Raw genomic sequence first — 25161 nt, 5'->3', positions numbered from 1 at the left:
CCTTTGTAACCATTTTATGCCTGGATGGCAATCTGTTACTTGCCTGAGCCAAGATCAGAGGCGACAATAGCAGCAATGTTACGCTAAGCAAAAGTTCTGATTTCCTTGACCAAATACAGTCGCTTTCCCGCGTATATCCTGAGTTTTGCGTCGATCATGCTGGCAAGCCCCCAGGTAGTGGCCGCCGATGATCCTCTGCTTAATCTCCGCATTGAAGGGGTTTCGGGCGAGCTTGAGAAAAATATCCGCGCACACTTGGGCAACTTTCCGGAGTCCAAGGTGCAGCGCCGTGCCTATCTATTTAATGTCAGCGACAGCGTTGAGGCCGCGCTGGAATCCATGGGTTATTACCATGGCAAGCTGGAACAAGAGCTCAAGGAAAGCGAACAAGGGCCGTGGGAGCTCAAGCTCACTATCACTCCGGGAGAAGTTACCCGTCTGCAGTGGGTCGATATCCGCCTCGAAGGCGAAGTACTCAACGACCCCTGGATCAACCGCTGGCTCAGCCAGGTCAAGGTCAAACCCGGCGATCCCCTCAATCACGGCGATTATGAACAGATAAAGTCGCAGCTTATTTCGCTGGCGCTGGCCCGGGGCTATTTTGATGGCCATTATCAAAAATCAGAGATCCGCGTTAATCGCGATCTCAATCTGGCACAGTTCAACCTGTATTTTGACTCGGGTAAGCGTTACCAGTTTGGCGAAGTAAGCTTTGAAGGCCACAGCCTGCAGCCGCAATTGCTCGATGACTTGTTGCCATTCAAACCCGGCGCGCCCTACAGTACCCGCAAGCTCACGCGGCTCAATCAGGAACTGCTGGATACCGGCTATTTTGCCAATATCAAGGTGTTGCCCCAAATCGACAAGTTGACAGAAGACAGCATCCCGGTACGGGTCGAATTGACCCCAAGACCGGATCACTCCATTGAGCTGGGTCTGGGTGCCGATATCGGCTCCAGCACAGACAGCAGCCTGGATCCCAGGGTCCGGGTGACCTGGCGCACCCCACAGATCAACAGTTACGGCCATTCCCAAGAGACCAGCATAGAGTGGTCGAGAGACAGACCCAAATTCCTCTCTACCTATACTATTCCCCTGACTCATCCTTTGGATGATCAGCTCAAGATCCGTGTCGGTCTGCTGAGGGACAAATACGGCGTAACTCAGGACTATGTTCCTGAGGACAGGGACTTTAGCAATACAGGTCAGTTGGAATCGACCAAGAAGCTTCTCGGGGTTGGCCGCAGCAAACGCCTGCATAACGGTTGGCTGCTGAGCTACTCGCTGGAAGCGATTCAGGAAAGCTACACCCAGTCGGATATTGATTATGATCCTGGATTTTTGCTGTTTAGTACCACGCTGTCCAAGACCATCCGCGGCGATAACAGCCTGGATCCCAAGTCGGGTTTCCGGCAACTTTACAGTATTGAATATGCCGATCCTTCACTGGGTTCAGAGATCCGCCTGACTCGGATGCAGGCCAAATTCAAATGGATTGAGACTTTCTTTGAAAAGCACAGATTTGTTTCCCGTCTCGATCTCGGGGTCAACCTGGCGGCCGAAGGCGATCTGGCCTTGATCCCGCCGTCGCTTCGCTACTTCGCCGGTGGCGATCAGAGTATTCGTGGTTACAGCTATCAGGAACTTGGGCCTCACTTGGATTACACCAATGATCAGGGTGGTCTTTCACGGGAGGTGGTCGGTGGCCGCTATCTGGCGGTCGGTAGCCTGGAGTATCAATACTACCTGACCCCAAGCTGGCGGCTGGGTACCTTTGTCGACGCAGGTAACGCCTTTGATGTCAGTCAATTTGAACCTGTGGTTTCCGTGGGCGGTGGTATTCATTGGATATCCCCCATAGGCCCCATCAAACTGGATGTGGGCTTTGGCCTGCACGAATCCGATGCCGAAGACAGGCCCTGGCGTATTCACCTGACCATGGGGACAGAATTATGAGCCAAGCCCCAATGCCACAGGAACCCAACCCAAGCAGCAAGCAAGTGGCAAAAAAGACGCGCCCCCTGTGGCTCAAGTCCTTGAGGTGGTTCACCCGCACACTTTTGTATATCCCGCTCGGCTTGCTGGTGCTGTTGGCACTCTTGCTGGGCACGGCACCCGGGAGCCATTTAGCGGTATTTCTTGCCAGTGCTCTGGTGCCGGATCTTGAGCTGGAATATGCTTCCGGCACCCTGAACCGGGAGCTGCAACTCAAACAGGTACACTGGCAGATGGACGGCATCAGTGTCGCTGCAGATGCCGTTACCCTTGCCTGGCAGCCTGCCTGCCTTTTGCAAAAGCAGTTATGTGTCGACGCCCTGGTGTTGACAACGACCCGGGTCGACATAGACACCCAGGCCTTCGCCTCAGATTCAGCCACAGAGGAAGAAGCGCCAAGTTCGGGAGAGCTGGTACTGCCCTTTGGCATCAGCCTGAAGCGAGCAAGCCTCACGGATATTCAAGTGCGAGTCGATGAGATGCATTTTGATGCTGCGGCATTGAATACAGCAGCCAATTGGCAGGAAAGTGGTTTGCAGATCATCCAGCTTGAAAGCCGCGGGCTCAGCGTGCTGATCCCTGAAGCTAATGCGGCAGAAGCGCAAGCGACTGACAAAGACAAATCAGCCGCAGCGGCCATGCAACAAAAAGCGGCACCAAAGAGTGAGACTGATGAATGGGCGCTGGCGCAGATGCCAAACGTTGCCATGCCCTTCCCCATCTATTTAAAGCACGCCGAGTTGCAGAACTCGCGCCTGCAGATCATGGGGCGGGATGACAGGTTTGAGGAACTGCGTCTCAGCGCCAGCTACATCGGCGCCGAGCTGCGGGTCAACGAGTTTTATGCCAAACACACAGATGCCAGTCTGTCGCTGGAAGGTGAACTGACTCTGGATAAGCATTGGCCCATGGCACTGACGGTACAACTGGAGTTACAGCGTTTACCTGAACTACCGGGACTCGAACAGCAACAGTTGGATCTCGCCCTCAAGGGAGATTTCAGCGACTTGCAACTCAAGGCCAAACTCAGTGGCGAGCAGAGCCTGGCACTCAATGCCAGCGTCAATCTCGCTAACCCGGAACTGCCCTATTCAGTGAACATCTCAGAAGGGGAACTGCACTGGCCCTTTGATCTGGCCCAGTACAGTGTCAGCGGACTGGCGTTGGAAAGCCGCGGCAGCCTCAAGCAACAGGCCGCCAGTGTGGTCGCTCAGATAAGCACTCCCTTCTACCCTGAGCTCAGCCTCAATACCCGCCTGGTGCATCAAGGCCAAAGACTCAAGGTTGAAGAGTTCAGCAGTGACAGCAGCGCCGGTAAACTTGTACTCCAGGGTACGCTGGATTACGCCGATGGCATCGCCTGGGATGCAAATCTTGCGCTTTCACACTTCAACAGCGGCGCAATAACCCTGCCTTCTACCGAAGAAGCTGCGAAGGGAAAAGACCCAAATAGCCAAGTTGCCCACAACAAGCGTAAGAGTGACAACGAGGCAACAAGTGCACAAAGCCAAGCTGACGAGGGCAAATCTGAAGAAAGTCTGGCGGAAGATACGCCGGTGATCCCATCCAGCGATATCAGCGGACAGCTGGCCAGCAGTGGTCGCTGGCAGGATAGCAAGTGGCGAGTGAGTCTGAAGCAGACCCAACTTCAGGGCTCATTGGACCGCCTGCCCTTTGAACTGACTGGCGATCTGGATATAGATGATTCGCTTGAGCTCAGCAGCCAGGGATTATCGCTGCGGGCGCTCAATACCCGCCTGGACCTTTCCGGCAGCGCCAAAGAGCAATGGGATCTCAGTGCCACGCTGGACGTGCCCGATTTCAATCTCTGGCATCCCGAGGCTTTCGGTGCTTTGACAGCCGATATCCAGGTGGTGGGCGATGCCAAACACCCGCAGGTACAGCTCAAGGCCAATACCCAGAGCATCAGATTTGGCGATCTCAAACTCAGCGGCAGTCAACTCAAGGCGCTCTATGCGCCGCTGGATCTGCATGAGTTTGCCCTATCGCTGAAGACAGGTGAATTTGACGGCGTAGGTATTCATCTCGATGGCATCACTCTCAGAGCCAAGGGTAATGAACAGCAACAGAAACTGGGGCTGGAAACCGAGGGCGATCTGCAGCTGGATACTGCCATCCACAGCAAGCTGGATCTCGCCAAACAAAAGGCCAAGGTGGAACTCAGCAAATTCAACTTGGGATCCGTTCTGGGGCTGTGGCAGCTTGAACAAACAGTGTCACTGGACTGGGATCTCAAGCAGACCCGTGGTGAACTCAGTGGCTTTTGTTTGAGTCACCCATCCAGCAGACTCTGCCTGACCGATAATGTTAGCCTCAGTGACAAGGGTGAAGCCAAGTTGCATTATCAGGGGCAACCCGGGCAACTACTCGCCAAGCTGTTACCCGAGCAGTTCAGCTGGCAGGGTGACGCCTTGATGGATGCCGCCATCGCCTGGAAACCCGGCGCGCGTCCGCAGGGTAAGCTCGACTTCCAGTTGGCTCCCGGGAAAGTCAGCCTTAAACGCAAACAGCAAGCCAGTGCCAGCATCGACTATCAGGCGTTGAAACTCAACGCCACCCTGGATGATGATGCGCTGAGAAGCCATATTCTGTTCAATTCCGATGCTCTCGCCCGCTGGGAAAGCCAGCTGGATATCAAGGTCACTCCGGATCGCAGCCTCAGTGGTTACGTCAATATTGAAAAAATCAATCTACAACTGCTTGGCCAGTTCATGCCACAACTTGAAACCATTGAGGGTTTACTCGGCGCCAACTTGAAGTTGGATGGCAGCCTCAACAACCCAGAGCTCAGTGGTCAACTTAACCTACGCGATGGAGCCCTGGCCAGTACAGTCAACCCCACTAGACTGGAGCAGATATCACTGGATATGGCCTTTGCCGGCCAAACTGCCGAGCTCCATGGCCAGTGGATGATGGGCAGCGGCCAGGCGAACCTCAGCGGTCAACTGCGCTGGCCTGAAGGACAATTCAGCGGTGATATCCAGCTCAAGGGGCAAGAGCTCGGTGTCATTCAACCACCACTGGCGATTGTCAATGTCAGCCCGGATATTCAACTGCATTTCAGCCCGGACGCGCTCGATATCAAGGGTGAGGTCAAGGTGCCTTCTGGCAATATCAAGGTGGTGCAACTGCCGGCCGGAGGAGTGAGCGTATCATCCGATGTGGTATTCAGCGACTCTATTTCCGAGCAGGAGGCCAAGGTATCCCCCATGGCTTTGAGCGCCGATCTGAATATAGATGTCGGTGATAAGCTGGCTATCGATGGTATGGGTCTCAAAGGGATGTTGGTGGGTACCTTACGGATGCAGCAATCGCCGCAGAAGCCGCCGCAACTCTTTGGTGATATCAAGGTAGTTAACGGCAGCTATAAATTCATGGGGCAGACGCTGAAAATTGCCACAGGTGCGGTGCAGTTTGTTGGGCCTATGCAAATCCCCAACCTCAATATCGAGGCTATTCGGGAGATCCGCGATGAAGATGTCACCGCCGGGGTACGTATTACAGGCACTCCCAACAAACCGATAGTGACCCTGTTTTCCAACCCCGCCAAGGAGCAGGCCGAAATCCTCTCCTATATTGTTCAGGGTAAAGGTTTTGGCTCCGGCAATGAGCAGAACAACTCACTGATGATGGGCGCAGCGCTGTCGCTGAGCTCCCAGGTCGATGGCGGCGCCATTTCCAGCCTGGGCGACACGGCGGCCGGCCTGGTGGAGATGTTTGGCTTCTCCAATGTGCAGTTGGATACCAATGATGATGGTAAAGTCGCCATCAGCGGCTATATTGGCAAAGATTTGATGATTAAATATGGTGTCGGTGTATTCAATCCGGGTTATGAAATGACGGTACGCTACTATCTGTTGTCGCAGCTCTATCTGGAAAGTGTATCCGGCACTCTGGGCCAGTCACTGGATATCTACTACAGCTTTGATCTTTAAGCTGTAAACACTCATGGTAGCGGATGCCAGCCTTGCGGGTATCCGCTACTTATCCCATCCGGCCTGGACATAAAATGCGACTTAAAGCCTAATTAGCTGTCCCCGCTGCTCAAAACCCAAAATGCAGACATAAAAAAAGCGCCCTGAGGGCGCTTTTCAACATCCAATTATCGATTAAGCGTAAACGAAGTCTACGTGCTCGATCATTGGCTTGAACGCGTGACGCTGCATAGCCTGAGCGCGTACTTTAACTTCTTTGCCGTCCAGAACTATGGTCAGATCGCTGGTGTAGAAGTCATCGTTGCTTTGGATGTTGATGATATCTTTGTGCTCGAACACAATAGCAACGGCTTCTTTGCCGGCGCCATAGATAACGGCTGGAACTTTCCCGTCACGACGCAGGCGGCGGCTCGAACCTTTCCCAATCTCAGTGCGGGTTTGTGCTGGAATAGTGTAAGACATAATAATACTCTTTTGATAGTCAATAACTGGCCACTATTTTCGACCAATAGCGGCCTTCATATAAAGCGGGCGAATACTAGCACAGAGGTAACTGAGCCGACAAGCTGATTTACCCTTTACAGGTAAAAGTGAAGTCAATTTCTCTCTCCCGCTGTTGCTCATCTGTAACATCTGTAATCATTAAGAAAAGCCATTGCTTAGCAGAGGTTTTACCCTGATCGAGATCACAATTTTTCCATCGCCCTGCTGCTACCCTGCTTTCAGTAATCTGGTTTTATTACATGAAGCAGGCCGATGAACGCCAATCTGCAGCAACTGATACGGGATGATAGCCTGTGCTATAAACTGGCAGCGGAACTCCATTACCTGATCGAACATGCTCCGTTTCAACAGGAGAAGCTCGACCTGATTTTATTGGAGTTTCTCGCCTGTAATCAGCAGAAAAGCGGCCATCTGTTACATTTGATGCGTGCCTGCAACTGCCCGGATCTTATCGAGCAATTGAGCTCAGACGCTCTCTTTTATGACAGACTCAACACCTTGGTCGCCGACTGGCAGCAAACCCGCGAGCTGTTACGTCTCAGATTGCAGTTCAGCGAGCTGCTGGCACTGCTTGAAGATAGAAAGCCCCGCGAACAGGGCTTTATCCGCAGGGCAGAAACCAATCTCTCTGTGCCGGAAAAACCTACCAGCTGCGCACCGGCCCGCAGTCAACGTGGACAAATCCCGACTTCGGATAATAGCCGACTCCCCCTAGTTTTAATGACAGGGCAGCCTCACGCAAAGTCTCAAGCTTAACGCCGGGGATCGCGATATCCATTGCCATACCCCGCATATGGTAACTCTTCTTGGCTACGCCGTTACTCTTGCCGGCCAGCATGGCGTTGGTTTTAGGCGAGCGATAACCTGAAATCACATGGATCTCTTCAGAAACCGACAGCGTCTGCTGCAGGTTGAACAGGAGATCGAACAGGCGTTTATCCATAGGGGCCGCCAAATTCAGCCGATGATCTCTCAGCAGATGGCTGAACTGCGACAGAGTGTTACTCTGATAATGACCGTCTTTCCAATAAGTCCCATCGCCACGCTCCCCTGTATGCCGGTTATAAAAACTCAGATATCGACTACCTTTAGTAGACCGACTCGCCATCGCTTTTGAAGGAAGCATAGAAACCATTGCCGCGCCGCCAAGGCCCATCAACAACTGCCTACGGGCAGGACATACTACTGACACTTATTCACCTTGCACAAAAAACAACCACAAGGCGGCAAATTATACGGGATTAACGCCAAGGTCAAGCGCCGATTTAGAGGCAGCGCCGCGGCCTTTTGAGATGAACTAGACAGAAATCGAGATAATTCCTTGCACCACATTAAGTTAGTAAAGCTTGGGTTAGGCGTCCCAAAGATACTGTTTATCAAGGACGCAGCAAATGCTCCTCACTTCCCTGACGCTGCTCTGCCTTGTGGGCCAATTCAGTATTCCTTATTGTCTGCGCCCCAAGTGCCACCTTAACTCCCGGGCTCAATTGATAGATGTCACTGCGAAATTGCGCTGTTTCCCGCTCATCCATCCACGCAGTCCAATAAACCAGATGAACAGGCAGGCGCTGCTCAAAGGCAAACCATTGAGTGGTTTGATAGTCACTTTGCATCCGCTGCCAGGTTCTCTTGTCCCGCACCAGATTATTGGCCATCCAGGACGCCAACTCTTCCACCTTGTCGACCCGGATACAACCGGAAGACAGGGCTCGATTGGCTTTGGCAAACAGATGCTTGTCCGGTGTGTCATGCAGATAAACATTAAAGCCATTGCTGAAATGGAACTTGTAGCGTCCCAAGGCATTATCGGCGCCCGGTTGTTGTACCAAACGATAAGGGAAACGGCCACTCGCCTCTTTTTGCCAGGCTTCGGCGCTCTCTTCCACTCTATTGCCCTGATAGTCATAGACATTGAAATGCCGCTGCTGCAGATATTCACCATTCTTGCGGATCTGCGGCAGTAAGTCGCGCCTCAGTATACCCCTTGGCACAGTCCAGGTAGGATTTAAAACGATATTGGATACCTCACTGCTGAGCAGTGGTGTTTGCCGATAGGGTTTGCCGACTATGACCCTGGAGCGTAACTGCACCTGGTTGTCATCCACCAGAGTCAACTCGAACGCCGGGATATTCACCAACAGATAGCGCTTTCCCAATTGCTGCTTGTAGACGGTGCGGGCAACGAAGTTGCCGGCCAGCATGCGGGCACGTTGCAATGGTTCAGTATTGAGCCAACGCAGCGTATCAGGGCCTATGATGGCATCGGTTTTAAGCCCATGACGGGATTGAAACGCTTCTACCGCCGAGGCCAGCTGCGGTGAATAAACCTTGTTATCGCCCGGCTCGCTGCTGAGATCGCCAAGCCAATATAGACGCTTCGCAATTGTTGGGATCAGCAGATGACTGTCGCCAGGGCGCAGCCAACCACCGGGATCCAACCTGGGCCATTGATGCCGCTCAGCGAGCCAAATCAGATAGCGGATCCGGCTGCTGGTTGCCAGATAGTCGTCTTCCTGAGGTTCCAGCGCCAGCGCCCGGCTGAGCGAATTGGCGTCAAGGGGTAGCGTGTTGAAGGCCAAAGGAACGCCACGACGCTTCCAGAAGGCTGCAATATCCTGTTCAATCCCCTCACGCAACTCCAGTTGAAGGTTAAGATCGCCGCGGCTCATGGAACGTAAATCATCGGCAAACTCCTGCCCTTCAGGCAGCAGAGCCAGCAACTGCAGCTGATTATTCAGGATCCTGATAGCGGCATCATCGGCTTTAACTGCATATGCCGCGCCGCTGAGGAGCAGAATGATCAGTAAAGGCATTAACACGCGCTTTGTCATATCGGCCTCCCGGGACATAAGCTCAATTATGGCAAATATGCGCCGTGATTCGATGATATTTTGCTGACAATTGGCTGAACGACCATTGATTAACATAATACATTGGCAAGTAAATGATTATTAGCGATTGATAATTAACCACTTATCAGCACAAGCCTGTGATCATGGAGATTATTCTGATATAAAATCCTGCCAAAGCAGTAACAGGCAATATAATGAACAGACAAATGCTCATTCGGCAGATGGCCGAAAGACAACAGATCTCAAAGGCTCAAGCCAAAGTGCAACTGCAGCATATTCTGGCTAGCCTTACCCAGGCACTCAGTGAAGGCGAGAAGGTTTATCTGCCGCAGTTTGGCACTTTCGAGCTCAGATACCACCTTCCCCGCAACGGCCGTAACCCACAAACCGGTGAACCTTTGGAGATTGCCGGCAGCAATCAGCCTAGCTTTAAGGCTTCCCCTTCGCTGAAACAGGCTCTGCAGCCAGAGTAATACGTTCTCGGGGCAGGCTCTCTGCCCCCTGCATCAATAGTCATGCTTGTTGCTGGCCAAAGATATCAATACTGACGCTTGTATCTGACAGTTGAACCGGGATTTGATGTGATAAAAGTCAGCAGCTATTAACGAACGTAAACTTGGTATGAAAACAAGGGCTAAGTCTGCTTCTAGTGACTTTAAGGGAATTCAATTTAGGGGGATTAAATTTGGAGGCGCGACCCGGAGTCGAACCGAGATCGACGGATTTGCAATCCGCAGCATAGCCATTCTGCCATCGCGCCTTTTTGGGGTCACAGCATTGAGGTGCTGTGTGAGATTGGAGCGACATATCGGGTTCGAACCGATGACCTGTACCTTGGCAAGGTACCGCTCTACCAACTGAGCTAATGTCGCATCACTTTTCTTGCTTCGTATTCAGAGCCAGCCCTGACCACGGATTGGCATTCTACGCTTTTAACCCCGACTGTCAACGAAGAATTAGTGCTTAACTGTTTGCTTGGACACTAAATAATCTTATCGAAACATTATTGTGCAATCGGGCACAAACTAGCACCGTTTAACCTGCTATCAGATCCTTCCAGGCGGCCTTGATATAACTGATCATCGACCAGAAGGTTAAGAAAGCCGCCACATACAGCAAGGCATAGGCGGTATAGATCATCCAGTCGCCCTGCTTCCAGATAAGGCCAATAATTGCCACCATCTGGGCTGCCGTCTTGTACTTGCCAATCCAGGATACCGCCACAGCGCCGCGTTTACCTATCTCGGCCATCCACTCACGCAGCGCCGATATCACCAGCTCACGCCCTATCATAAACAGCGCCGGCAAGGTCAGCCAGATGGTGTTGTAGTCTTCAACCAGCAGCACCAGGGCCGTGGTCACCATCAGCTTATCGGCCACAGGATCCAGGAAGGCACCAAAACGAGTGGACTGCTCCAGTTTACGGGCCGCATACCCATCCAAGGCGTCGGTAATGGCTGCGAGCCAGAAAACAAATGCAGCCATAAACGGCGCCCAACTGTACGGTAAGTAAAATACCAGAACAAAAACAGGCAGTAAGAACAGCCTAAACCAGGTAAGGGCGATGGGTATATTAAACGGCATGATAAAACCAAATAATCAAAAGCAGCGCCAATCTTGCCTGATTTTTACTACCCCCGCAATGCATCGTGTATCGTTTGAGCCATTTCTGGACTAATCCCGGGCACTTTTGCCAATTCCGCCACACTTGCCCCCTTCACCTGTTGCAATCCCCCCAGATATTGCAGCAAAGCCTTGCGTCTTTTCGGGCCAATCCCCGGGATAGACTCAAGGCTTGAGGTGTTGCGGGTCTTTTGGCGTTTATTTCTATGACCGGTAATCGCAAACCTGTGGGATTCATCACGAATATGTTGAATAAGATGCAGCGCCGGTGAGTCATCCGGCAGTGAAAAGCTCTCTTCGGTATCACCGAAGATCAGGGTTTCCAACCCGGGTTTGCGGCTTTCACCTTTGGCGACCCCGATAAGCGTGGGTACGGCCTCTATGCCGACAAACTTTTCGTTGACCACTTCCTGAGCCATTCTGAGTTGCCCAAGGCCGCCATCGATAAAGACAATATCCGGGATCTTGCCCTGTGCATTGACTTTATCAAACCTGCGAGTCAAGGCCTGCTTCATCGCCGCATAATCATCACCGGGGGTAATGCCCTTGATGTTGTAACGCCGGTATTCGCTCTTGTCCGGTCCTTCGCGATTGAACACCACGCAGGAAGCCACAGTGCTCTCCCCCATGGTATGACTGATATCGAAGCACTCCATACGCTTAATCGGGGTGCTTTGTTCAAGCGCCTCTTCAAGCAGCAGGAATCTCTGCTCCACCGTATTGCGGTGGGCCAGCTTGGTATTGACGGCATTGGTAGCATTGGTCTTGGCCAGGCGCAGATAACCTGCTCTGTCACCCCTGACCCGGGTGCGGATGGCCACTTTCTTGTTCAGTGCGTCCATTAACACCTGCTCCAGCTCTTCCAGCTCCTCATAGCCGTCACTCAGGAGAATTTCCCGCGGGATAGTACGCTGAATATCGACATTGAGATAAAACTGCAGCATAAAGGCTCTGAGTACCTCAGCCATTTCGGTCTGCGCCGGCACGCTGGGATAGTAGCTGCGGCTACCGAAAATCTTGCCCTCGCGAATAAACAACAGGTGGAAACAGGCCACCCCTGAGGCGTAGTGAACCCCAATAACATCAAGATCACCATGGCTGGATGACACTTCCTGCTGCTCGGCCACTCGTCTGAGCGCCATGATCTGATCCCGATAGCGGGCCGCCTGCTCGTAGGCCATGGACTCGGCCGCCTGCTCCATTTTCTTGACCAAGGCGCTGAGCACCTGTTGATCCTTGCCCTTGAGAAACAGGGTCGCCAACTTGACCTGCTCCAGATATTCCTCGTCCGAGACCTTGCCGACACAAGGGGCGCTGCAACGCTTGAGCTGGTACTGCAAACAGGGACGCGAGCGCGCCTTGTAGTAGAGATCGTCACATTGACGAATAGGAAACAGTTTCTGCATCAAATGCAGGCTTTCACGCACCGCACCGCCATTGGGATAAGGCCCGAAATACTGCCCCTTCTCCCGTTGCGGCCCCCTGTGGTAAGCAAGCCTGGGGTGTCTGTGCTGGCTCAGCAAAATAAAGGGGTAAGACTTGTCATCCCTGAGCAGCACATTGTATTTCGGCAAGTACTGCTTGATGTAATCGTTTTCCAGGATCAGTGCTTCGGTTTCACTGTGAGTCAGTGTCACATCGATATTGGCGATATGGGACACCAGCGCCTGAGTCTTCACATTGGGCAGATTCTTGCGAAAATAAGACGAGAGCCGTTTCTTGAGATCTTTGGCCTTGCCCACGTAAATCACGCTACCGCCGCTGTCGTACATACGATAAACGCCCGGCGCTGAGGTCAGATTTTTAAGAAAAAGCTTGGGATTGAATTCCTGCGGCATGAACCCACTCTATGAATAACGGCTGAAGAGATAAAGATTTCAGGGACAGAAAACAACAAAGAAAGAGGGAGCCATGGCTCCCTGTGTAAATCAGAACTGCCCGGTGTCGAGCATTTTATACCGAATCGCCAATCGGGTCAGCTCCACATCGCCGCTGATCCCCAGTTTGGCAAACAAGCGATAGCGGTAGCTGTTAACCGTCTTGGGGCTGAGGTTCAGCTGCTCGGAGATATCATTGACCTTCTCACCATTGGTGATCATCATCATGATCTGCAATTCCCGCTCAGACAGCGACTTGAAGGGGTTCTCATCTGTCTGATCAAACTGACTCAAGGCCATCTGCTGGGCAATTTCCGGTGACAGATATCGCTGCCCGTGAGCCACCTGTCGAATGGCTTGGATCACCTCCGGCGGCTTGGCTCCCTTGGTCAAATAACCGGAAGCACCGGCCTGCATCACCTTGGTCGGGAAAGGATCCTCTGAGTGAATAGTCAATACTATGATTCTGGCATGGGGTTGGTAACGCAGAATTTTACGGGTTGCCTCAAGCCCCCCTATTCCGGGCATATTCATATCCATCAAAATCACATCGGCTTCATTCTGCCTGCTCCACTGCACAGCAGCTTCGCCATCACCGGCTTCCCCTACAACTTTAATGCCTTTCTCATCTTCGAGGATCCGGCGGATCCCGGTTCTGACCAACTCATGGTCATCCACCAAATATACGGATATCAACTTCAACCCACCTTATTATTGTCGGCCTTTTCGTGTAGCCCTGATTCTTCGAAGCCTTTGGGATAATTTAGCCCATCTGCCGACAATAGAAAAGCTCAAGTTAACTTTATGATTATAAAAGAAACTCATTCTTATGTTGACTTGGATAAGGGATAAAGTGCAACAATCTTCCCTTTTGTTGCATAAAAATTCTCTTGCCAAGGCAATAAAATGCCAAAATCAGTGCAACAATGCCTTGGCCGAAAGACAAATAGGTTCTGGTCAACATTGAGCCGGTTAGGATTCAACCAACATATGTAAGTTCCGGCCAACCCGTTTCAAATCTCTCAGGGCAGCCGCTTCTGTAGCCATACGCAGCGGCCTTTGCGGAATTTTGATGGTATTATGCAAAATATCCATGTCATCGCGCTGGGTATGGGTAAATTCGATCGTGCCATAGGGTGTCTTGAAAACTCCCTTTCGACCTGTGGTCATCACGGTAATGTAGCTGATAGGGATCTGCGAAATCGCACCGTATTCAGACAGGGCCGATTCCAGCGAAACATAGTTATACTCACCGCGCCGCAGTGCACAGGCGATATGCTCTACCGCGTAACTATCTCGCCGGCTCAGTGCAAACAGGTATACGCCGCGGCAGGGCCTTTCCAGGATCCCCTGCTTTATCAACCTAGGCAAGCTCTGCTTAAACGCTTCTGCCGTATCATCAAAAAATAGCCGCCTGAGATTCCCCTTGGTATAAACATAAATACCTTTACGATCAAAACTGTGCAGCCGTTGCAAAGCAGTACTGATATCCATAATCCAATCAAGTAGACATAAAAGTGCTTAATAGCATACCTAAATGCCCACTTAAAGCTATTGGAACGAGATGGCCTCTCTGTCTGAATTAAGAGGAAAGTTTATGGACTCGAAACTGTGTAGGTGAGCTCTAACACAGAACTGATTTTCCAGTAGCAATCATTAAAACTGGGACACGAAAAAGCCCGCTTATTTGCACAAGCGTGTCTCTCAGAATAAGGCAGAGGTACAGAGATTTAAATCCTGCATAACGGCGCTATAAACCCAGCAATCCGCTAACCGATACCAGGCTAATCGCTATTATCAAAACCAAGATATGAAAAGCCCGCCTGTTCACACAAGCGGGCCTCTCTGGATATGGCGGAGGAGCAGGGATTTGAACCCTGGATGGGCTATAAACCCATGCCGGTTTTCAAGACCGGTGCATTCAACCACTCTGCCACCCCTCCGGAACGACGCAAATAGTATATCCAACAAAAAAGCGTGTAAACCTTTAATAAATCATTTTATTCCAACTGCTTATTCGTTAAACAAAGCGGCTTTTAGTTAAGCATTTCAGGGCTATAAACTGTCCCAACCCCGTCAGATAGATCTGAGTATCGTTGATGTAGTCGTTGGACAAACAAGTGGATTGGGTTGAGAACCCCTACTCTATTGGCGACTTTAAGTCTATGACTGGCATAGGAACGGAAATACGAAAAGGCCCGCCTGTTTGCACAAGCGAGCCTATCTGAATGCGGCGGATGAGCAGGGATTTGAACCCTGCATAACGGCGCTATAAACCCTCAATACTCTGAGTGGGGCCAGTCCAATAGCAATCATCAAAACTAAATACGAAAAAGCCCGCCTGTTTTCACAAGCGGGCCTCTCTGAATGTGGCGGAGGAGCAGGGATTTGAACCCTGCATGACGGCGCTATAAACCCAGCAATTCTCCAAGTGGTACCTAGCCAGTAGCAATCATCAAAACTAAATACGAAAAAGCCCGCCTGTTTGCACAAGCGGGCTTCTCTGAATATGGCAAAGGAGCAGGGATTTGAACCCTGCATAACGGCGCTATAAACCCAGCAATTCTCCAAGTGGTACCTAGCCAGTAGCAATCATCAAAACCAAATACGAAAAAGCCGCCTGTTTGCACAAGCGGGCTTCTCAGAATATGGCGGATGAGCAGGGATTTGAACCCTGCATAACGGCGCTATAAACCCTCAATACTCTGAGTGGGGCCAGTCCAATAGCAATCATCAAAACCAAATACGAAAAAGCCCGCCTGTTTGCACAAGCGGGCCTCTCTGAATGTGGCGGAGGAGCAGGGATTTGAACCCTGCATAACGGCGCTATAAACCCGCCATTCTCTAACCGCCTATACCTGGCTAATCGCTATCATCAAAACTGAGATACGAAAAAGCCCGCCTGTTTACACAAGCGGGCCTCTCTGAATATGGCGGAGGAGCAGGGATTTGAACCCTGGATGGGCTATAAACCCATGCCGGTTTTCAAGACCGGTGCATTCAACCACTCTGCCACCCCTCCGGAACGGCGCAAATATTATAAGCTCACTAAGCCGTTGTAAACCCTTATTTCTAAAAATATGTTCATATGCCTAAATCTCAGCCATCCGAAAGATTCAAACGGAACTCATATCGAACAATAAAAGCCGCTCCAGAATGGAGATTTACCATGCCGCTCCGTCACCCCTGTGGTAAAATCAGCTTATCTTTAAATGACTTTGAGCCACAATGAAGCCTAGCTTGATCCCGGCCGGGGCCCTTACCCCTCAATACTCCAATCTGCAGCTTCCCACATCGAGCCAACTGACAGATCTATTACTTGGACAAGAAAGAGTCATAGACGCCTTTGGTCTGCTGCAAACCTTATCAGGACAACAGCTCTTCCTGGCAGACTTCCAGGGAATCCACCGCACTTGGCTGTTTGAAGCCCTGAGCGCCCAAAGCAAAATGCCGATGCAATATTTAAGCGGTCGCATCACCCGGGCGCAGCTACTCGGCTATCCGGATAGTCAACCATCAAGGCAACCGGGTGCCCTCGCAAAGCCCGGACTACTTTTTATCTGCGCCGAGTCCTTGTGGAAACGTGAGCCTTTGTGGGAGCTATTGTTGGATGCCATCGAAAAAGGTGGCTTCGAGCTTCAGGGACAATGGCAGCCACTGCAAGCCAAAGTTGTATTGGTGGGCTCGAGTCTGCTCTACAGCGAGCTCAGGTACCATGAGCGCAGATTCAGCGAGTTGTTCGCCCTGCTTGGCGAGCTGGTATTTGAAATTGATTTGCAAAAGGTTACTGTCAATGCCTATGTAGCCTGGCTGGCAGAACTGGCCAAGCTCAGTCATTGTCAACTGACTGAGTCGGCCTTACTGCCTCTGCTCAGGTACAGCAGTCGCCTGACAGAGCATCAGCAGCGCTTGAGCCTCGCCAGCGCAGATTTGGCACAAGTGTTCGCTGAAGCTGCTTTTTACAGCCAGGGGCAAGCGCTGGATGCCAACGCCATTGAACATGCCCTGGCACAACGTCAGCAGCGACATAACGCCCAAGAGCAGCAGTCGGCACAAAATCTTGATGACGCCTTCATCTATTTGCCAACTGAGGGTGCTATGGTGGGGCAAATCAATGGCCTGACAGTGATAGACACCTTGGATTATTGCTACGGCGAGCCGGCCAGGATCACGGCATCAGTGCATTATGGTGATGGTGAAGTGGCTGATATTGAGCGGAAATCTGAGTTGGCGGGCAATATCCACGCCAAGGGAATGATGATCCTGTCCGCATGTCTCTATCGGGTATTTGGCCGCGACGCGCCCTTGCACCTCAATGCCAATATTGTATTTGAGCAGTCCTATCAGGAAATTGACGGCGACAGTGCCTCCTTGGCCGAATATTGCAGCCTGATCTCGGCGATAACCGAACAGCCGATAGACCAAGGACTGGCTGTAACAGGTGCGCTTGATCAGTTCGGCAACGTACAGGCCATCGGCGGTGTCAATGAGAAGATTGAGGGTTTCTTCAAGCTCTGCGCCAGGCGTGGCTTGACCGGCAGCCAAGGGGTGATTATGCCCAAGTCCAATGTGCAGCAACTCAACCTGGCACCCGAGATCATAGCGGCGGTAGAGCAAGGCCAATTCCTGCTCTACGAAATCACTCATGTCGACCAAGCTGTCACTCTGTTGATGGGGATAGAGGCCGGGGAAGCAGACGAAGACAACAACTTCCCCGAAGACACTTTATACGGCATGGTGCAGCAACGACTGGACAAGTTGGCAGGCAATCTTGATGAAGAACCGGGCTATTTTGCGAGCTTGCTGGCAAGATTGCCATTTTTTCGCCAATAAGTAGCTGATCGGAGTTGTTTGGCTTACACCTGTTCGCTAATCTTGGCGGCACTTGATGAAGGATGTGGTAACAACAATGACTAAAGCAAACAGTTTCAACAAAGAAGAGCTCATCGCCTGCGGCCATGGTGAGATATTTGGCAAGAACTCCCCTCGCCTGCCCGTGGACAACATGTTGATGATCGACAGAGTCGTCACCATCAACGACAACGGCGGAGCCTTCGGTAAAGGTGAAATTGTTGCAGAACTGGATATCAACCCGGATCTCTGGTTCTTTGGCTGTCACTTTGTTGATGACCCTGTTATGCCAGGTTGTCTGGGACTGGATGCCATGTGGCAACTGGTTGGCTTTTTCCTTGCCTGGGAAGGGGCCGTGGGTAAAGGTCGCGCACTTGGTGTAGGCGAGGTCAAATTTACCGGCCAGGTGCTGCCAGGCGCCAAGAAGGTGACTTATAAGCTTAATATCAAGCGCACCATACACCGCAAACTGGTGATGGGTATTGCCGATGCGACTTTGGAAGTAGATGGCCGCGAGATCTACTCAGCCACCGATCTGAAAGTGGGTGTATTCAGCGATACCTCAACCTTCTAAAGCCATCGAATACAAGCAACAAGGTCGGCAATTGCCGACCTTGTTGTTTTCAGAGCGCTATAAAAATGCCCTCATCTGGGAGGGCAGTCTTGCTGAATTACTTATTGAACAGGCCGTTTATCCGGCCTTCTACCCCTTCGCGCCAGCCTCCTAGCCACTGGGAGCGAGAATCAAGATTCGAATAAGGACAAAGCTCCTTGGAGCGGCCGCCGACACCGGCTTGGAATCCCTTCGAAAAGGCTCGGTCTAAACGATCTCGTTTTTGTCTCTTCATGCAAGCGTCCTCTGTACTATTTTACATAGAAGCATCAGCTTCACTTGCTATGAATAGAACTTTTCAACGCCGAGATCAATCAAAAAATCGCCAATTATAGCGAAGAAATTTTAAACTATTGAGATCCTGATTAAAAAAAATCGGCGCCTTTTGGGCGCCGAACTCACAGGCTTAAACTAAGCTTAAATTTTGCGTCTGCGCCACCAGATCAGCGGCAGCAATGCCAACCAACCCAAACTGGCCGCACCGGAACGCTCAAACGGCTTATCGATATCACCGTCGTCCACCTGAGTACAAGCTTCCCCACTGCTACTGGGCTTAAGAACAACCATACGCGGCAGATAAGAAGTCACTGGCTGACCGTTACCGTTAAGCTCAAACAGCGGCTTGCCGTTTTCGCCGATCACCAAATTGCCGTCGTCATCAAACTGGTAAGAAGGCTTACGGATAAAGGCAGTACCTACTATGGTGCCTTCCTCATTGATGCTGTTGGCTTCCACCACCACTATGTCAGTGTTGTAGGTCAGGGTTTTGCCTGAGCCATCTTCAACACTCACTTCATGACGTTTCCAGTTGCCTTCGGCATCTTTCTCATAGCCTTTGGACTCACAGGTCAGCAGCTTATTGAGATTACTGAACTCACCAGACTCTTTGTCAAACAGGAAACCCACCTTAGGTCTTGGTTTATCCTTGTCATGGGTAGACTCGATATAACCCACGACCTGACCTTTGTTGTTGATATCTCTGGGCTTGCTGGAGAGATCTGACATGGTGTTGTAGAAATCATTGGGGGTAACCGGCTTGGTCTCAGGGGTATTGGTATCATAGATAAAGAACTTATCGCGGATATAACCCTGAATGTACTTGTTGTAGCTACCGACCAAGATCCCTGCATCATTGACATCATAGGCAATGGAGTTGCGCACATCATCATCGACAACCGGGATCCAATGGTACTTGTATTCACCATTGGCATCTTTACTCCAGTAGGCCGCATCCATTCTCAGGTTGTCTGAATCGTTATAACGATAAACATGGGAGCGTCCGGCAACAACTCCTGAGTTGTTCAGCCCCAGTCCCTGAGCGGTAAAGGTATAGTCTGAATCACCGGGAGTCAGACCAAGTGGTAGTTCAGTACCGGTAACCGCGCCATTTTCATACTGCCAGACATAGGCACGCATCTGGTACTGAATATTGCGGGTGTTGTTGGCGTTGGGATATTTTTCCCGCTGCAAGCACACATCCAGCGGCAGCGTGTTGTCGTCACTGAGGCAAGCCGCGGCCCGTTCGGCGCCATAGTTGCTGATGGCGGTACTGGCATAGCCGGCAACCAGGTTGTTGCTGTTGATGGCTGATGCCATGGACCAACCGCCGAGCTCGGCCGTCTTCTCGTCCTTGGTATAAGTAGTATAAGGCGGCAACAGCGGCACTTCAGTACTGCCGTCTTTAACAAAGCCGCGCTGCTCGAAGTCACGGTAATACCAGTACTCCTGCCCTTCGGTTTCTCCGGTGTAGTCGACTTTCTTCTCTTTACCTGTCATGGCACCGACACGAATACCGGCGTCATTGACGTCGTAGAAGAAACTGTCAACCGAGTTGGCACTGGCCGGATCGGCAGGGTCGGTATCCGCAGGCGGCGTGCTACCGTTTACACTCTCGAAATTGGGTGTCCAGGGACTGGCAGGATCGTTTTCCTGAGAGTTGAAGGTGAAGTTATTGGCAATGATGGGATCATTGATGGAATAGGTGATCTTTTCCTCTGGGGCGATACCATCTTCAATGTCGATAATGCCGTCATCATTATCCACATCCGAGGTGCTGAGCTTTTTCTTGCCCTTGGCTACACCTATGGCTTCATTATTGGCATTAACGCCCATACCATAACCAGTACGAGTATCGGTCAGGTTACCTTTGAGATCATATTCATCCAGGTTGACGACTTCATAGACAGGAGCCGCCTGCGATACCTGTAATACACTGATAACCCCCATGGCCACCAATGACAGCGCACTATTCAACTTCATTAATTTGATTCCCATTTAAATTTTTGAGCTTACTTCATTGACTCGAGTTCTTCCCAACGCTCGAAGTAAGCCTCCAGTTGCTGTTCTTTCTCTGCCAACTGTTGCAATTCGCTGCTCACAATAGCTTGATCCTGCGAATAAAAGTCCGGCTGATTGACGCGCTTCTGCAGCTGTTCCAACTCCTGCTCCAGAGTTTCCATCAAGGCAGGTAAAGCATCCAACTCACGTTGAAGCTTATAGGAAAGCTTTTTGGCTGTCTTGGGTTCTGCGGCTTTTTGCGGCGCAACCTCCTGTTTGACAGGCTTAGCTGCCTCAGGTTCCTCAGCGTCGCGATAGAAACGTGCCCCTTGGGCAACCGCATCCTGATAGCCGCCGACATATTCACTCCAACGGCCGTTGCCACTGAACCACCAGGAACTGGTGACCGTATTATCAATAAAGGCCCGGTCATGACTGACAAGCAGCAGAGTACCTTCATATTCAGTGAGCAGAGACTCTAGCAATTCCAGTGTCTCTATATCAAGATCATTTGTCGGTTCATCGAGAATGATAAGGTTGGCCGGCCTAAGCAGCAGTCTGGCCAGTAGCAAGCGGTTTTTCTCACCGCCGCTGAGCGCCTTGACCGGAGTCCGGGCCCGCATGGGCGAAAACAAAAAGTCCTGCAGATAACTGAGGATATGCCTGTCTTTGCCGTTGACAGTAACAGTGCTCTTACCCTCGCCGACGTTTTCTTCAACTGTCTTCTCCGGATCCAAGGCTTCACGGTATTGGTCAAAGTAGGCGACTTCCAGCTTGGTACCCGTCTTGATTTCACCACTCTGCGGCGCCAACTGACCTATCAACAACTTGATAAGCGTGGATTTACCGCAACCGTTGGGGCCAATCAGTGCGATGCGATCGCCACGCATCACATTGGTGGAAAAGTCTCGTACCAGGTCCTTATCTGCCAGGTTGTAATTGAGATCCTGCACCTCAAACACCAACTTGCCACTGCGATCGGCTTCAGACACCTGCATTCTGGCATTGCCCTGGCGTTCCAGCCGGGCCCGGCGCTCCATTCTCAAGGCCTTGAGAGCCCTCACCCGGCCTTCATTACGGGTACGGCGAGCCTTGATCCCCTGACGGATCCACACCTCTTCCTCGGCGAGTTTCTTGTCGAAGTGCGCATTTTGCTCGGCCTCAACCCTGAGCCACTCCTGCTTACCATCGAGATAACTCTGGTAATCACCGGGCCAGGAGGTAACCACTCCGCGGTCCAGATCCACTATGCGGGTGGCTATCTTCTGAATAAAGCCACGGTCGTGACTGATAAAGGCGATGGCGCCCTTATATCCCAACAGAAACTGTTCCAGCCATTCTATGGTGTCGATATCCAGGTGGTTGGTAGGCTCATCAAGCAGTAACAAATCCGGCTCGCTCACCAAGGCTCTGGCCAGGGCTACTTTACGTTGCCAGCCGCCGGAGAGTTCAGACAGAGGTTTATCCGGGTCCAACCCCAGCAGCCGACAGTTTTGCTGAATACGGTTGTCGAGCTGCCAACCATCGAAGTGATCCAACTTGGATTGCAACCGCTCAAGGTTTTTCAGCATTTTGTCGAGCGCTTCGCCCTGGGCCTTGGCCATAGACTGCGACAGTTGATGGTATTCTTCGAGCAGTTGGCCCACATCGGCCAGACCTGCGGCGATATAGGAATAGACAGTGCCCTGTTCCGCTTTGGGTGGATCCTGTTGCAGGCGGCTGACTTTAACATCGGTGGCGATATTGAACTCACCATCATCAAGCAGGACTTCTCCTGCCAACACCTTCAATAGACTGGACTTGCCGGCGCCATTACGGCCGACAATACAGACCCGCTCGCCGGCTTCAATACTGAAATCTGCCTGCTGCAGCAGAGGGGTATAACCATAGGCAAGCGAGCCACTATTGATACGAACCAGACTCACATTATGCTCCTGTAAAGCGTTTTACTTGCTGTTCATCGAAGGGCCAACAGAGTTCCTCACCCATGCTGTTGGCCAGCACAGGAATAAGCACTCCATAGCGCTCGGCAAGCGTTTCTTGCTCGCAAATATCCTGGGTGCGATAACCAATATTCAGGCCATCGAGCAAGGTCATGGCCAACTCACACAGATGGCAACCATCTGTGTGGTATAGGGTCAATGGCGTCTCAGGCATGGGTGATCAACCAGGTATTATGAATATGCGGATTGCGCTTGTAATCCATTGGCAGCATCTGGGCATCCATATTGGTGACTGACATGCCCTGAGCCGCCATGGCCTCGCTATCCATTTTGAACTTACGTTTATTGTTGGAAAAGATTATCTCTCCGCCCGGATTGAGCAGTTTGAACAGATCAGACAACAACTTGATGTGATCGCGCTGCACATCGAATGAGTCTTCCATCCGCTTGGAGTTGGAGAAGGTCGGCGGATCGATAAAGATAAGATCGAACTTACGGTCACAATCGCGGATCCATTGCAGGCAGTCGCCCTGCTCGAAACGATACTGTTTGCCAATCAAACCATTAAGCACAAAGTTGTCCTTGGCCCAGTTAAGGTAGGTGTTGGACATATCCACAGTCGTGACCGACTTGGCGCCGCCAAGCCCGGCGTGCACCGACGCAGTTCCCGTATAGGCGAACAGGTTGAGTACGTCACGGCCATTAGCTTTACTGCCCACCAGTTTGCGAATAAGCCTGTGATCGAGAAACAACCCGGTATCCAGATAGTCGGTCAGGTTAAGTTTGAAACGGGCACCATATTCCTGGGTAACCAGCTCCAGCTTTTCCTTGTCGAGCCGTTGATACTGATTTGTACCCTTCTGCCGCTCGCGGGTCTTGAGGATGATCTTGTCCGGCTCAACACCTATGGCACCGGGCAAAGACAGAAGCACATCGGTCAAACGTCGCTTGCTGACGGCTTCAGGTATGCTGGAAGGCGCCGCATACTCTTGGATCACAACATAATCCAGATACTTGTCGATAGCGACATTATATTCAGGGATATCTGCATCATAGAGGCGATAACTGTCGATCCCCTCTTTACGAGCCCACTTATCCAGCTGTTTCAGATTCTTTTTCACCCGGTTGGCAAAGGCACTGGCGATGTCACTGACCTCAGCCCCTGACTGCTCGGCCGCTACAGCCGCCCTGCGGGTAGAGTTGGCATGCAGAGTATAGAGGTTAAAGGCGCACTCCAGTGCCCCGTTGAACATCTTCATCTGCTTATCGGCCTTGAGCTTAAGCGATGAGATCAATTCGATATCACTGCAAAGCAAGGCCACTTGCCAGCCACCAAACTCACGCTTGAGCTTGTCGCCAAACTGATAGTAAAGCTGCAACAAAGAGGAGACATTACCCAAACGCTCGCCGTAGGGCGGGTTGGAGATCAACAAACCTTTGTCCAGCGGTGGCGTGATATTGAGAGCATTGGCAACACTGAACTCAATCAGGTGACTGACACCGGCGCTCTTGGCATTACGTTTGGCCAGCGCCACCATGCGCGAGTCTATGTCCGAGCCGAAGAACTTCACATCACAACGGTTCTTGCCTATGCTGGCCCGCGCCTTGGCTTCCTCGACTATGCTTTGCCAAAGTTTGGCGTCATGGCGATACCAGTGCTCAAAGCCAAAGCGACTACGTTGCAGCCCCGGGGCCATATCGGCCGCGATCAGAGCCGCCTCAATCAACACTGTGCCGCTGCCACAAAATGGGTCCAGCAAAGGCGTTTGTTTATCCCATTGGGCCCTGGCCAACATGTTGGCGGCAAGGTTCTCTTTTAATGGCGCCTCACCGGTACCGCTGCGATAGCCACGTTGATGCAGCGCCGGACCGGAGAAGTTCAGCGCTATGGTTACCTGACCGTTTCGGTAGTGGGCATCGATTTTGAAGTCGGCATCGACACGTTGCACATTGGGGCGGTTGAGATCGTCTTCGCGGAAGCGATCCACTACAGCATCTTTAATCTTGAGGGCGCCGAACTGGGTGTTCTTGATAAAACCGCCCATGCCGTGAAAGTCGATACTAAAGGTACAACGGTTATCAAAGAGGCTCGGCCAATCGATACAGAAGGCCGCATTATAAAGCTGTTCGGCGGAATCACAGGGACCGCGATGCAATATAAGCAAAATACGGCTTGCCAGTCTGGTCCAAAGGGTAATGCGGTATGCCAGCTCCAGTGGACAGGAGAAATAAACCCCGGCCAGGCTTTCCTTGACCTCAAGCGCACCAAACTCGCGCAGTTCCTGCGCCAAAGCATATTCAAACCCCTTGGGGGCCGCCGCAAAAAAATTCAACATGAACAAACCAGATAGCAAAGCAAAAATGAATGGCGCATTATACCCTTTGATTAAGGTAAAAGATAAAAACTTCCGTTTTCAGGACCGCTTTTCTTGGTCAATCCTGCCGAATTGTTGGAGTTGTGACCGATACGTTTAATCTCCGTGCACGGATGAATTAAATTTGAACACTCAATGGCATTTTGATGATTTGTCCTTGCATTGCCGCCCCTTGGCCGTTATAGTCCACCCCGCTTTAACGGACGCGGGATGGAGCAGCATGGTAGCTCGTCGGGCTCATAACCCGAAGGTCGTCGGTTCAAATCCGGCTCCCGCAACCAATTCCTTAATTATG

The 25161-nt window shown here is 51.5% G+C and carries 17 protein-coding genes, 5 tRNA genes and 1 pseudogene; 7 read left to right on the top strand and 16 right to left on the bottom strand.

The genetic code is table 11. The annotated features are described in order from the left end of the window. Positions 1 to 156: 156 nt before the first annotated feature. Together ACMHXI_RS04470 and ACMHXI_RS04465 are read left to right on the top strand one after the other, a co-directional pair. Positions 157 to 1956, top strand: a complete 1800-nt coding sequence (locus tag ACMHXI_RS04470; RefSeq protein ID WP_144164866.1) for an autotransporter assembly complex protein TamA — start codon at positions 157 to 159, stop codon at positions 1954 to 1956. Then, positions 1953 to 5951 (top strand): translocation/assembly module TamB domain-containing protein, encoded by a 3999-nt coding sequence (locus ACMHXI_RS04465; protein ID WP_413734127.1) that lies wholly within the window; start codon positions 1953 to 1955, stop codon positions 5949 to 5951. Before ACMHXI_RS04470 ends, ACMHXI_RS04465 begins: the two co-directional genes overlap by 4 nt. Positions 5952 to 6125: 174 nt before the next feature. Here the strand turns inward: ACMHXI_RS04465 and rplY are convergent, their stop codons facing one another. Next, positions 6126 to 6413, bottom strand: coding sequence for a 50S ribosomal protein L25 (gene rplY, locus ACMHXI_RS04460; RefSeq protein ID WP_025009640.1), 288 nt, complete (start codon positions 6411 to 6413; stop codon positions 6126 to 6128). 294 nt (positions 6414 to 6707) lie between these two features. On the opposite strand from rplY, the gene ACMHXI_RS04455 reads away from it, so the two are divergent. Continuing rightward, complete coding sequence (locus ACMHXI_RS04455; protein WP_025009639.1) at positions 6708 to 7211, top strand: hypothetical protein; 504 nt, start codon at positions 6708 to 6710, stop codon at positions 7209 to 7211. Here ACMHXI_RS04455 and ACMHXI_RS04450 read toward each other — a convergent pair. Together ACMHXI_RS04450 and ACMHXI_RS04445 are read right to left on the bottom strand one after the other, a co-directional pair. After that, positions 7099 to 7647, bottom strand: coding sequence for a DUF882 domain-containing protein (locus ACMHXI_RS04450; protein ID WP_081737067.1), 549 nt, complete (start codon positions 7645 to 7647; stop codon positions 7099 to 7101). The genes ACMHXI_RS04455 and ACMHXI_RS04450 overlap by 113 nt on opposite strands. A 184-nt stretch (positions 7648 to 7831) precedes the next feature. Next, positions 7832 to 9286: a L,D-transpeptidase family protein gene (locus ACMHXI_RS04445; protein WP_413734124.1), complete on the bottom strand. Its 1455-nt coding sequence runs from the start codon at positions 9284 to 9286 to the stop codon at positions 7832 to 7834. 203 nt (positions 9287 to 9489) lie between these two features. Here ACMHXI_RS04445 and ACMHXI_RS04440 point away from each other — a divergent pair. Then, positions 9490 to 9780: pseudogene (locus ACMHXI_RS04440) on the top strand (HU family DNA-binding protein); the annotation flags it as partial. A 213-nt stretch (positions 9781 to 9993) separates the two neighbouring features. Here the strand turns inward: ACMHXI_RS04440 and ACMHXI_RS04435 are convergent. The 8 genes from ACMHXI_RS04435 to ACMHXI_RS04400 all read right to left on the bottom strand — a co-directional run bounded on the left by ACMHXI_RS04435 (position 9994) and on the right by ACMHXI_RS04400 (position 15829). Further along, a tRNA-Cys gene (locus ACMHXI_RS04435) sits at positions 9994 to 10067 on the bottom strand. Positions 10068 to 10103: 36 nt separating this feature from the next. Next, positions 10104 to 10179, bottom strand: a tRNA-Gly gene (locus ACMHXI_RS04430). Positions 10180 to 10342: 163 nt separating this feature from the next. After that, complete coding sequence (gene pgsA, locus ACMHXI_RS04425; protein WP_028779289.1) at positions 10343 to 10891, bottom strand: CDP-diacylglycerol--glycerol-3-phosphate 3-phosphatidyltransferase; 549 nt, start codon at positions 10889 to 10891, stop codon at positions 10343 to 10345. Positions 10892 to 10938: 47 nt separating this feature from the next. Continuing rightward, the gene (uvrC, locus tag ACMHXI_RS04420) at positions 10939 to 12768 is read right to left on the bottom strand and encodes an excinuclease ABC subunit UvrC (RefSeq protein ID WP_117200649.1); all 1830 of its coding nucleotides are present in this window, start codon (positions 12766 to 12768) and stop codon (positions 10939 to 10941) included. A gap of 90 nt (positions 12769 to 12858) precedes the next feature. Next, positions 12859 to 13503, bottom strand: coding sequence for a UvrY/SirA/GacA family response regulator transcription factor (gene uvrY / locus ACMHXI_RS04415; RefSeq protein WP_025009635.1), 645 nt, complete (start codon positions 13501 to 13503; stop codon positions 12859 to 12861). Positions 13504 to 13779: 276 nt separating this feature from the next. Further along, positions 13780 to 14301 carry a type IV toxin-antitoxin system AbiEi family antitoxin gene (gene abiEi, locus ACMHXI_RS04410; RefSeq protein WP_025009634.1) on the bottom strand — a complete coding sequence of 174 codons (522 nt, stop codon included), beginning with the start codon at positions 14299 to 14301 and terminating at the stop codon, positions 13780 to 13782. Between the two features lie 358 nt (positions 14302 to 14659). After that, positions 14660 to 14750 (bottom strand) — tRNA-Ser (locus tag ACMHXI_RS04405). A gap of 988 nt (positions 14751 to 15738) precedes the next feature. Continuing rightward, positions 15739 to 15829: transfer RNA gene (locus tag ACMHXI_RS04400), tRNA-Ser, on the bottom strand. 206 nt (positions 15830 to 16035) lie between these two features. Between ACMHXI_RS04400 and ACMHXI_RS04395 the strand changes: the two genes are divergently transcribed. Then, the gene (locus ACMHXI_RS04395; RefSeq protein ID WP_123116252.1) at positions 16036 to 17640 is read left to right on the top strand and encodes a Lon-insertion domain-containing protein; all 1605 of its coding nucleotides are present in this window, start codon (positions 16036 to 16038) and stop codon (positions 17638 to 17640) included. 76 nt (positions 17641 to 17716) lie between these two features. Continuing rightward, on the top strand, positions 17717 to 18232 hold the full coding sequence (fabA, locus tag ACMHXI_RS04390; protein WP_025009632.1) for a bifunctional 3-hydroxydecanoyl-ACP dehydratase/trans-2-decenoyl-ACP isomerase: 516 nt from the start codon (positions 17717 to 17719) through the stop codon (positions 18230 to 18232). A 97-nt stretch (positions 18233 to 18329) separates the two neighbouring features. Here fabA and rmf read toward each other — a convergent pair whose 3' ends face one another. The 5 genes from rmf to rlmKL form a co-directional block, all read right to left on the bottom strand. Then, positions 18330 to 18506, bottom strand: coding sequence for a ribosome modulation factor (gene rmf / locus ACMHXI_RS04385; protein ID WP_081737068.1), 177 nt, complete (start codon positions 18504 to 18506; stop codon positions 18330 to 18332). A 182-nt stretch (positions 18507 to 18688) separates the two neighbouring features. Then, positions 18689 to 20530 (bottom strand): DUF3466 family protein, encoded by a 1842-nt coding sequence (locus ACMHXI_RS04380; RefSeq protein ID WP_413734120.1) that lies wholly within the window; start codon positions 20528 to 20530, stop codon positions 18689 to 18691. Between the two features lie 29 nt (positions 20531 to 20559). Further along, the gene (locus tag ACMHXI_RS04375; RefSeq protein ID WP_208125948.1) at positions 20560 to 22473 is read right to left on the bottom strand and encodes an ABC transporter ATP-binding protein; all 1914 of its coding nucleotides are present in this window, start codon (positions 22471 to 22473) and stop codon (positions 20560 to 20562) included. Position 22474: 1 nt separating this feature from the next. Further along, positions 22475 to 22705, bottom strand: coding sequence for a glutaredoxin family protein (locus ACMHXI_RS04370; protein ID WP_208141604.1), 231 nt, complete (start codon positions 22703 to 22705; stop codon positions 22475 to 22477). Next, on the bottom strand, positions 22698 to 24827 hold the full coding sequence (gene rlmKL, locus ACMHXI_RS04365) for a bifunctional 23S rRNA (guanine(2069)-N(7))-methyltransferase RlmK/23S rRNA (guanine(2445)-N(2))-methyltransferase RlmL (protein ID WP_208184711.1): 2130 nt from the start codon (positions 24825 to 24827) through the stop codon (positions 22698 to 22700). Before rlmKL ends, ACMHXI_RS04370 begins: the two co-directional genes overlap by 8 nt. A 243-nt stretch (positions 24828 to 25070) precedes the next feature. On the opposite strand from rlmKL, the gene ACMHXI_RS04360 reads away from it, so the two are divergent. After that, positions 25071 to 25147 (top strand) — tRNA-Met (locus tag ACMHXI_RS04360). The last annotated feature ends 14 nt before the right edge of the window (positions 25148 to 25161 follow it).

The organism is Shewanella sp. BJSY2023SW005, assembly GCF_047314585.1.
In the GTDB taxonomy this organism is placed as follows: domain Bacteria; phylum Pseudomonadota; class Gammaproteobacteria; order Enterobacterales; family Shewanellaceae; genus Shewanella; species Shewanella algae.
This window is presented reverse-complemented; position numbering and strand designations above follow the sequence as displayed.

Coding starts and splice junctions, on each gene's coding strand:
- ACMHXI_RS04470 (WP_144164866.1), top strand. CDS start 157: ATGCTGGCAAGCCCCCAGGTAGTGGCCGCCGATGATCCTCTGCTTAAT.
- ACMHXI_RS04465 (WP_413734127.1), top strand. CDS start 1,953: ATGAGCCAAGCCCCAATGCCACAGGAACCCAACCCAAGCAGCAAGCAA.
- rplY (WP_025009640.1), bottom strand. CDS start 6,413: ATGTCTTACACTATTCCAGCACAAACCCGCACTGAGATTGGGAAAGGT.
- ACMHXI_RS04455 (WP_025009639.1), top strand. CDS start 6,708: ATGAACGCCAATCTGCAGCAACTGATACGGGATGATAGCCTGTGCTAT.
- ACMHXI_RS04445 (WP_413734124.1), bottom strand. CDS start 9,286: ATGACAAAGCGCGTGTTAATGCCTTTACTGATCATTCTGCTCCTCAGC.
- pgsA (WP_028779289.1), bottom strand. CDS start 10,891: ATGCCGTTTAATATACCCATCGCCCTTACCTGGTTTAGGCTGTTCTTA.
- uvrC (WP_117200649.1), bottom strand. CDS start 12,768: ATGCCGCAGGAATTCAATCCCAAGCTTTTTCTTAAAAATCTGACCTCA.
- abiEi (WP_025009634.1), bottom strand. CDS start 14,301: ATGGATATCAGTACTGCTTTGCAACGGCTGCACAGTTTTGATCGTAAA.
- ACMHXI_RS04395 (WP_123116252.1), top strand. CDS start 16,036: ATGAAGCCTAGCTTGATCCCGGCCGGGGCCCTTACCCCTCAATACTCC.
- fabA (WP_025009632.1), top strand. CDS start 17,717: ATGACTAAAGCAAACAGTTTCAACAAAGAAGAGCTCATCGCCTGCGGC.
- rmf (WP_081737068.1), bottom strand. CDS start 18,506: ATGAAGAGACAAAAACGAGATCGTTTAGACCGAGCCTTTTCGAAGGGA.
- ACMHXI_RS04380 (WP_413734120.1), bottom strand. CDS start 20,530: ATGAAGTTGAATAGTGCGCTGTCATTGGTGGCCATGGGGGTTATCAGT.
- ACMHXI_RS04370 (WP_208141604.1), bottom strand. CDS start 22,705: ATGCCTGAGACGCCATTGACCCTATACCACACAGATGGTTGCCATCTG.
- rlmKL (WP_208184711.1), bottom strand. CDS start 24,827: ATGTTGAATTTTTTTGCGGCGGCCCCCAAGGGGTTTGAATATGCTTTG.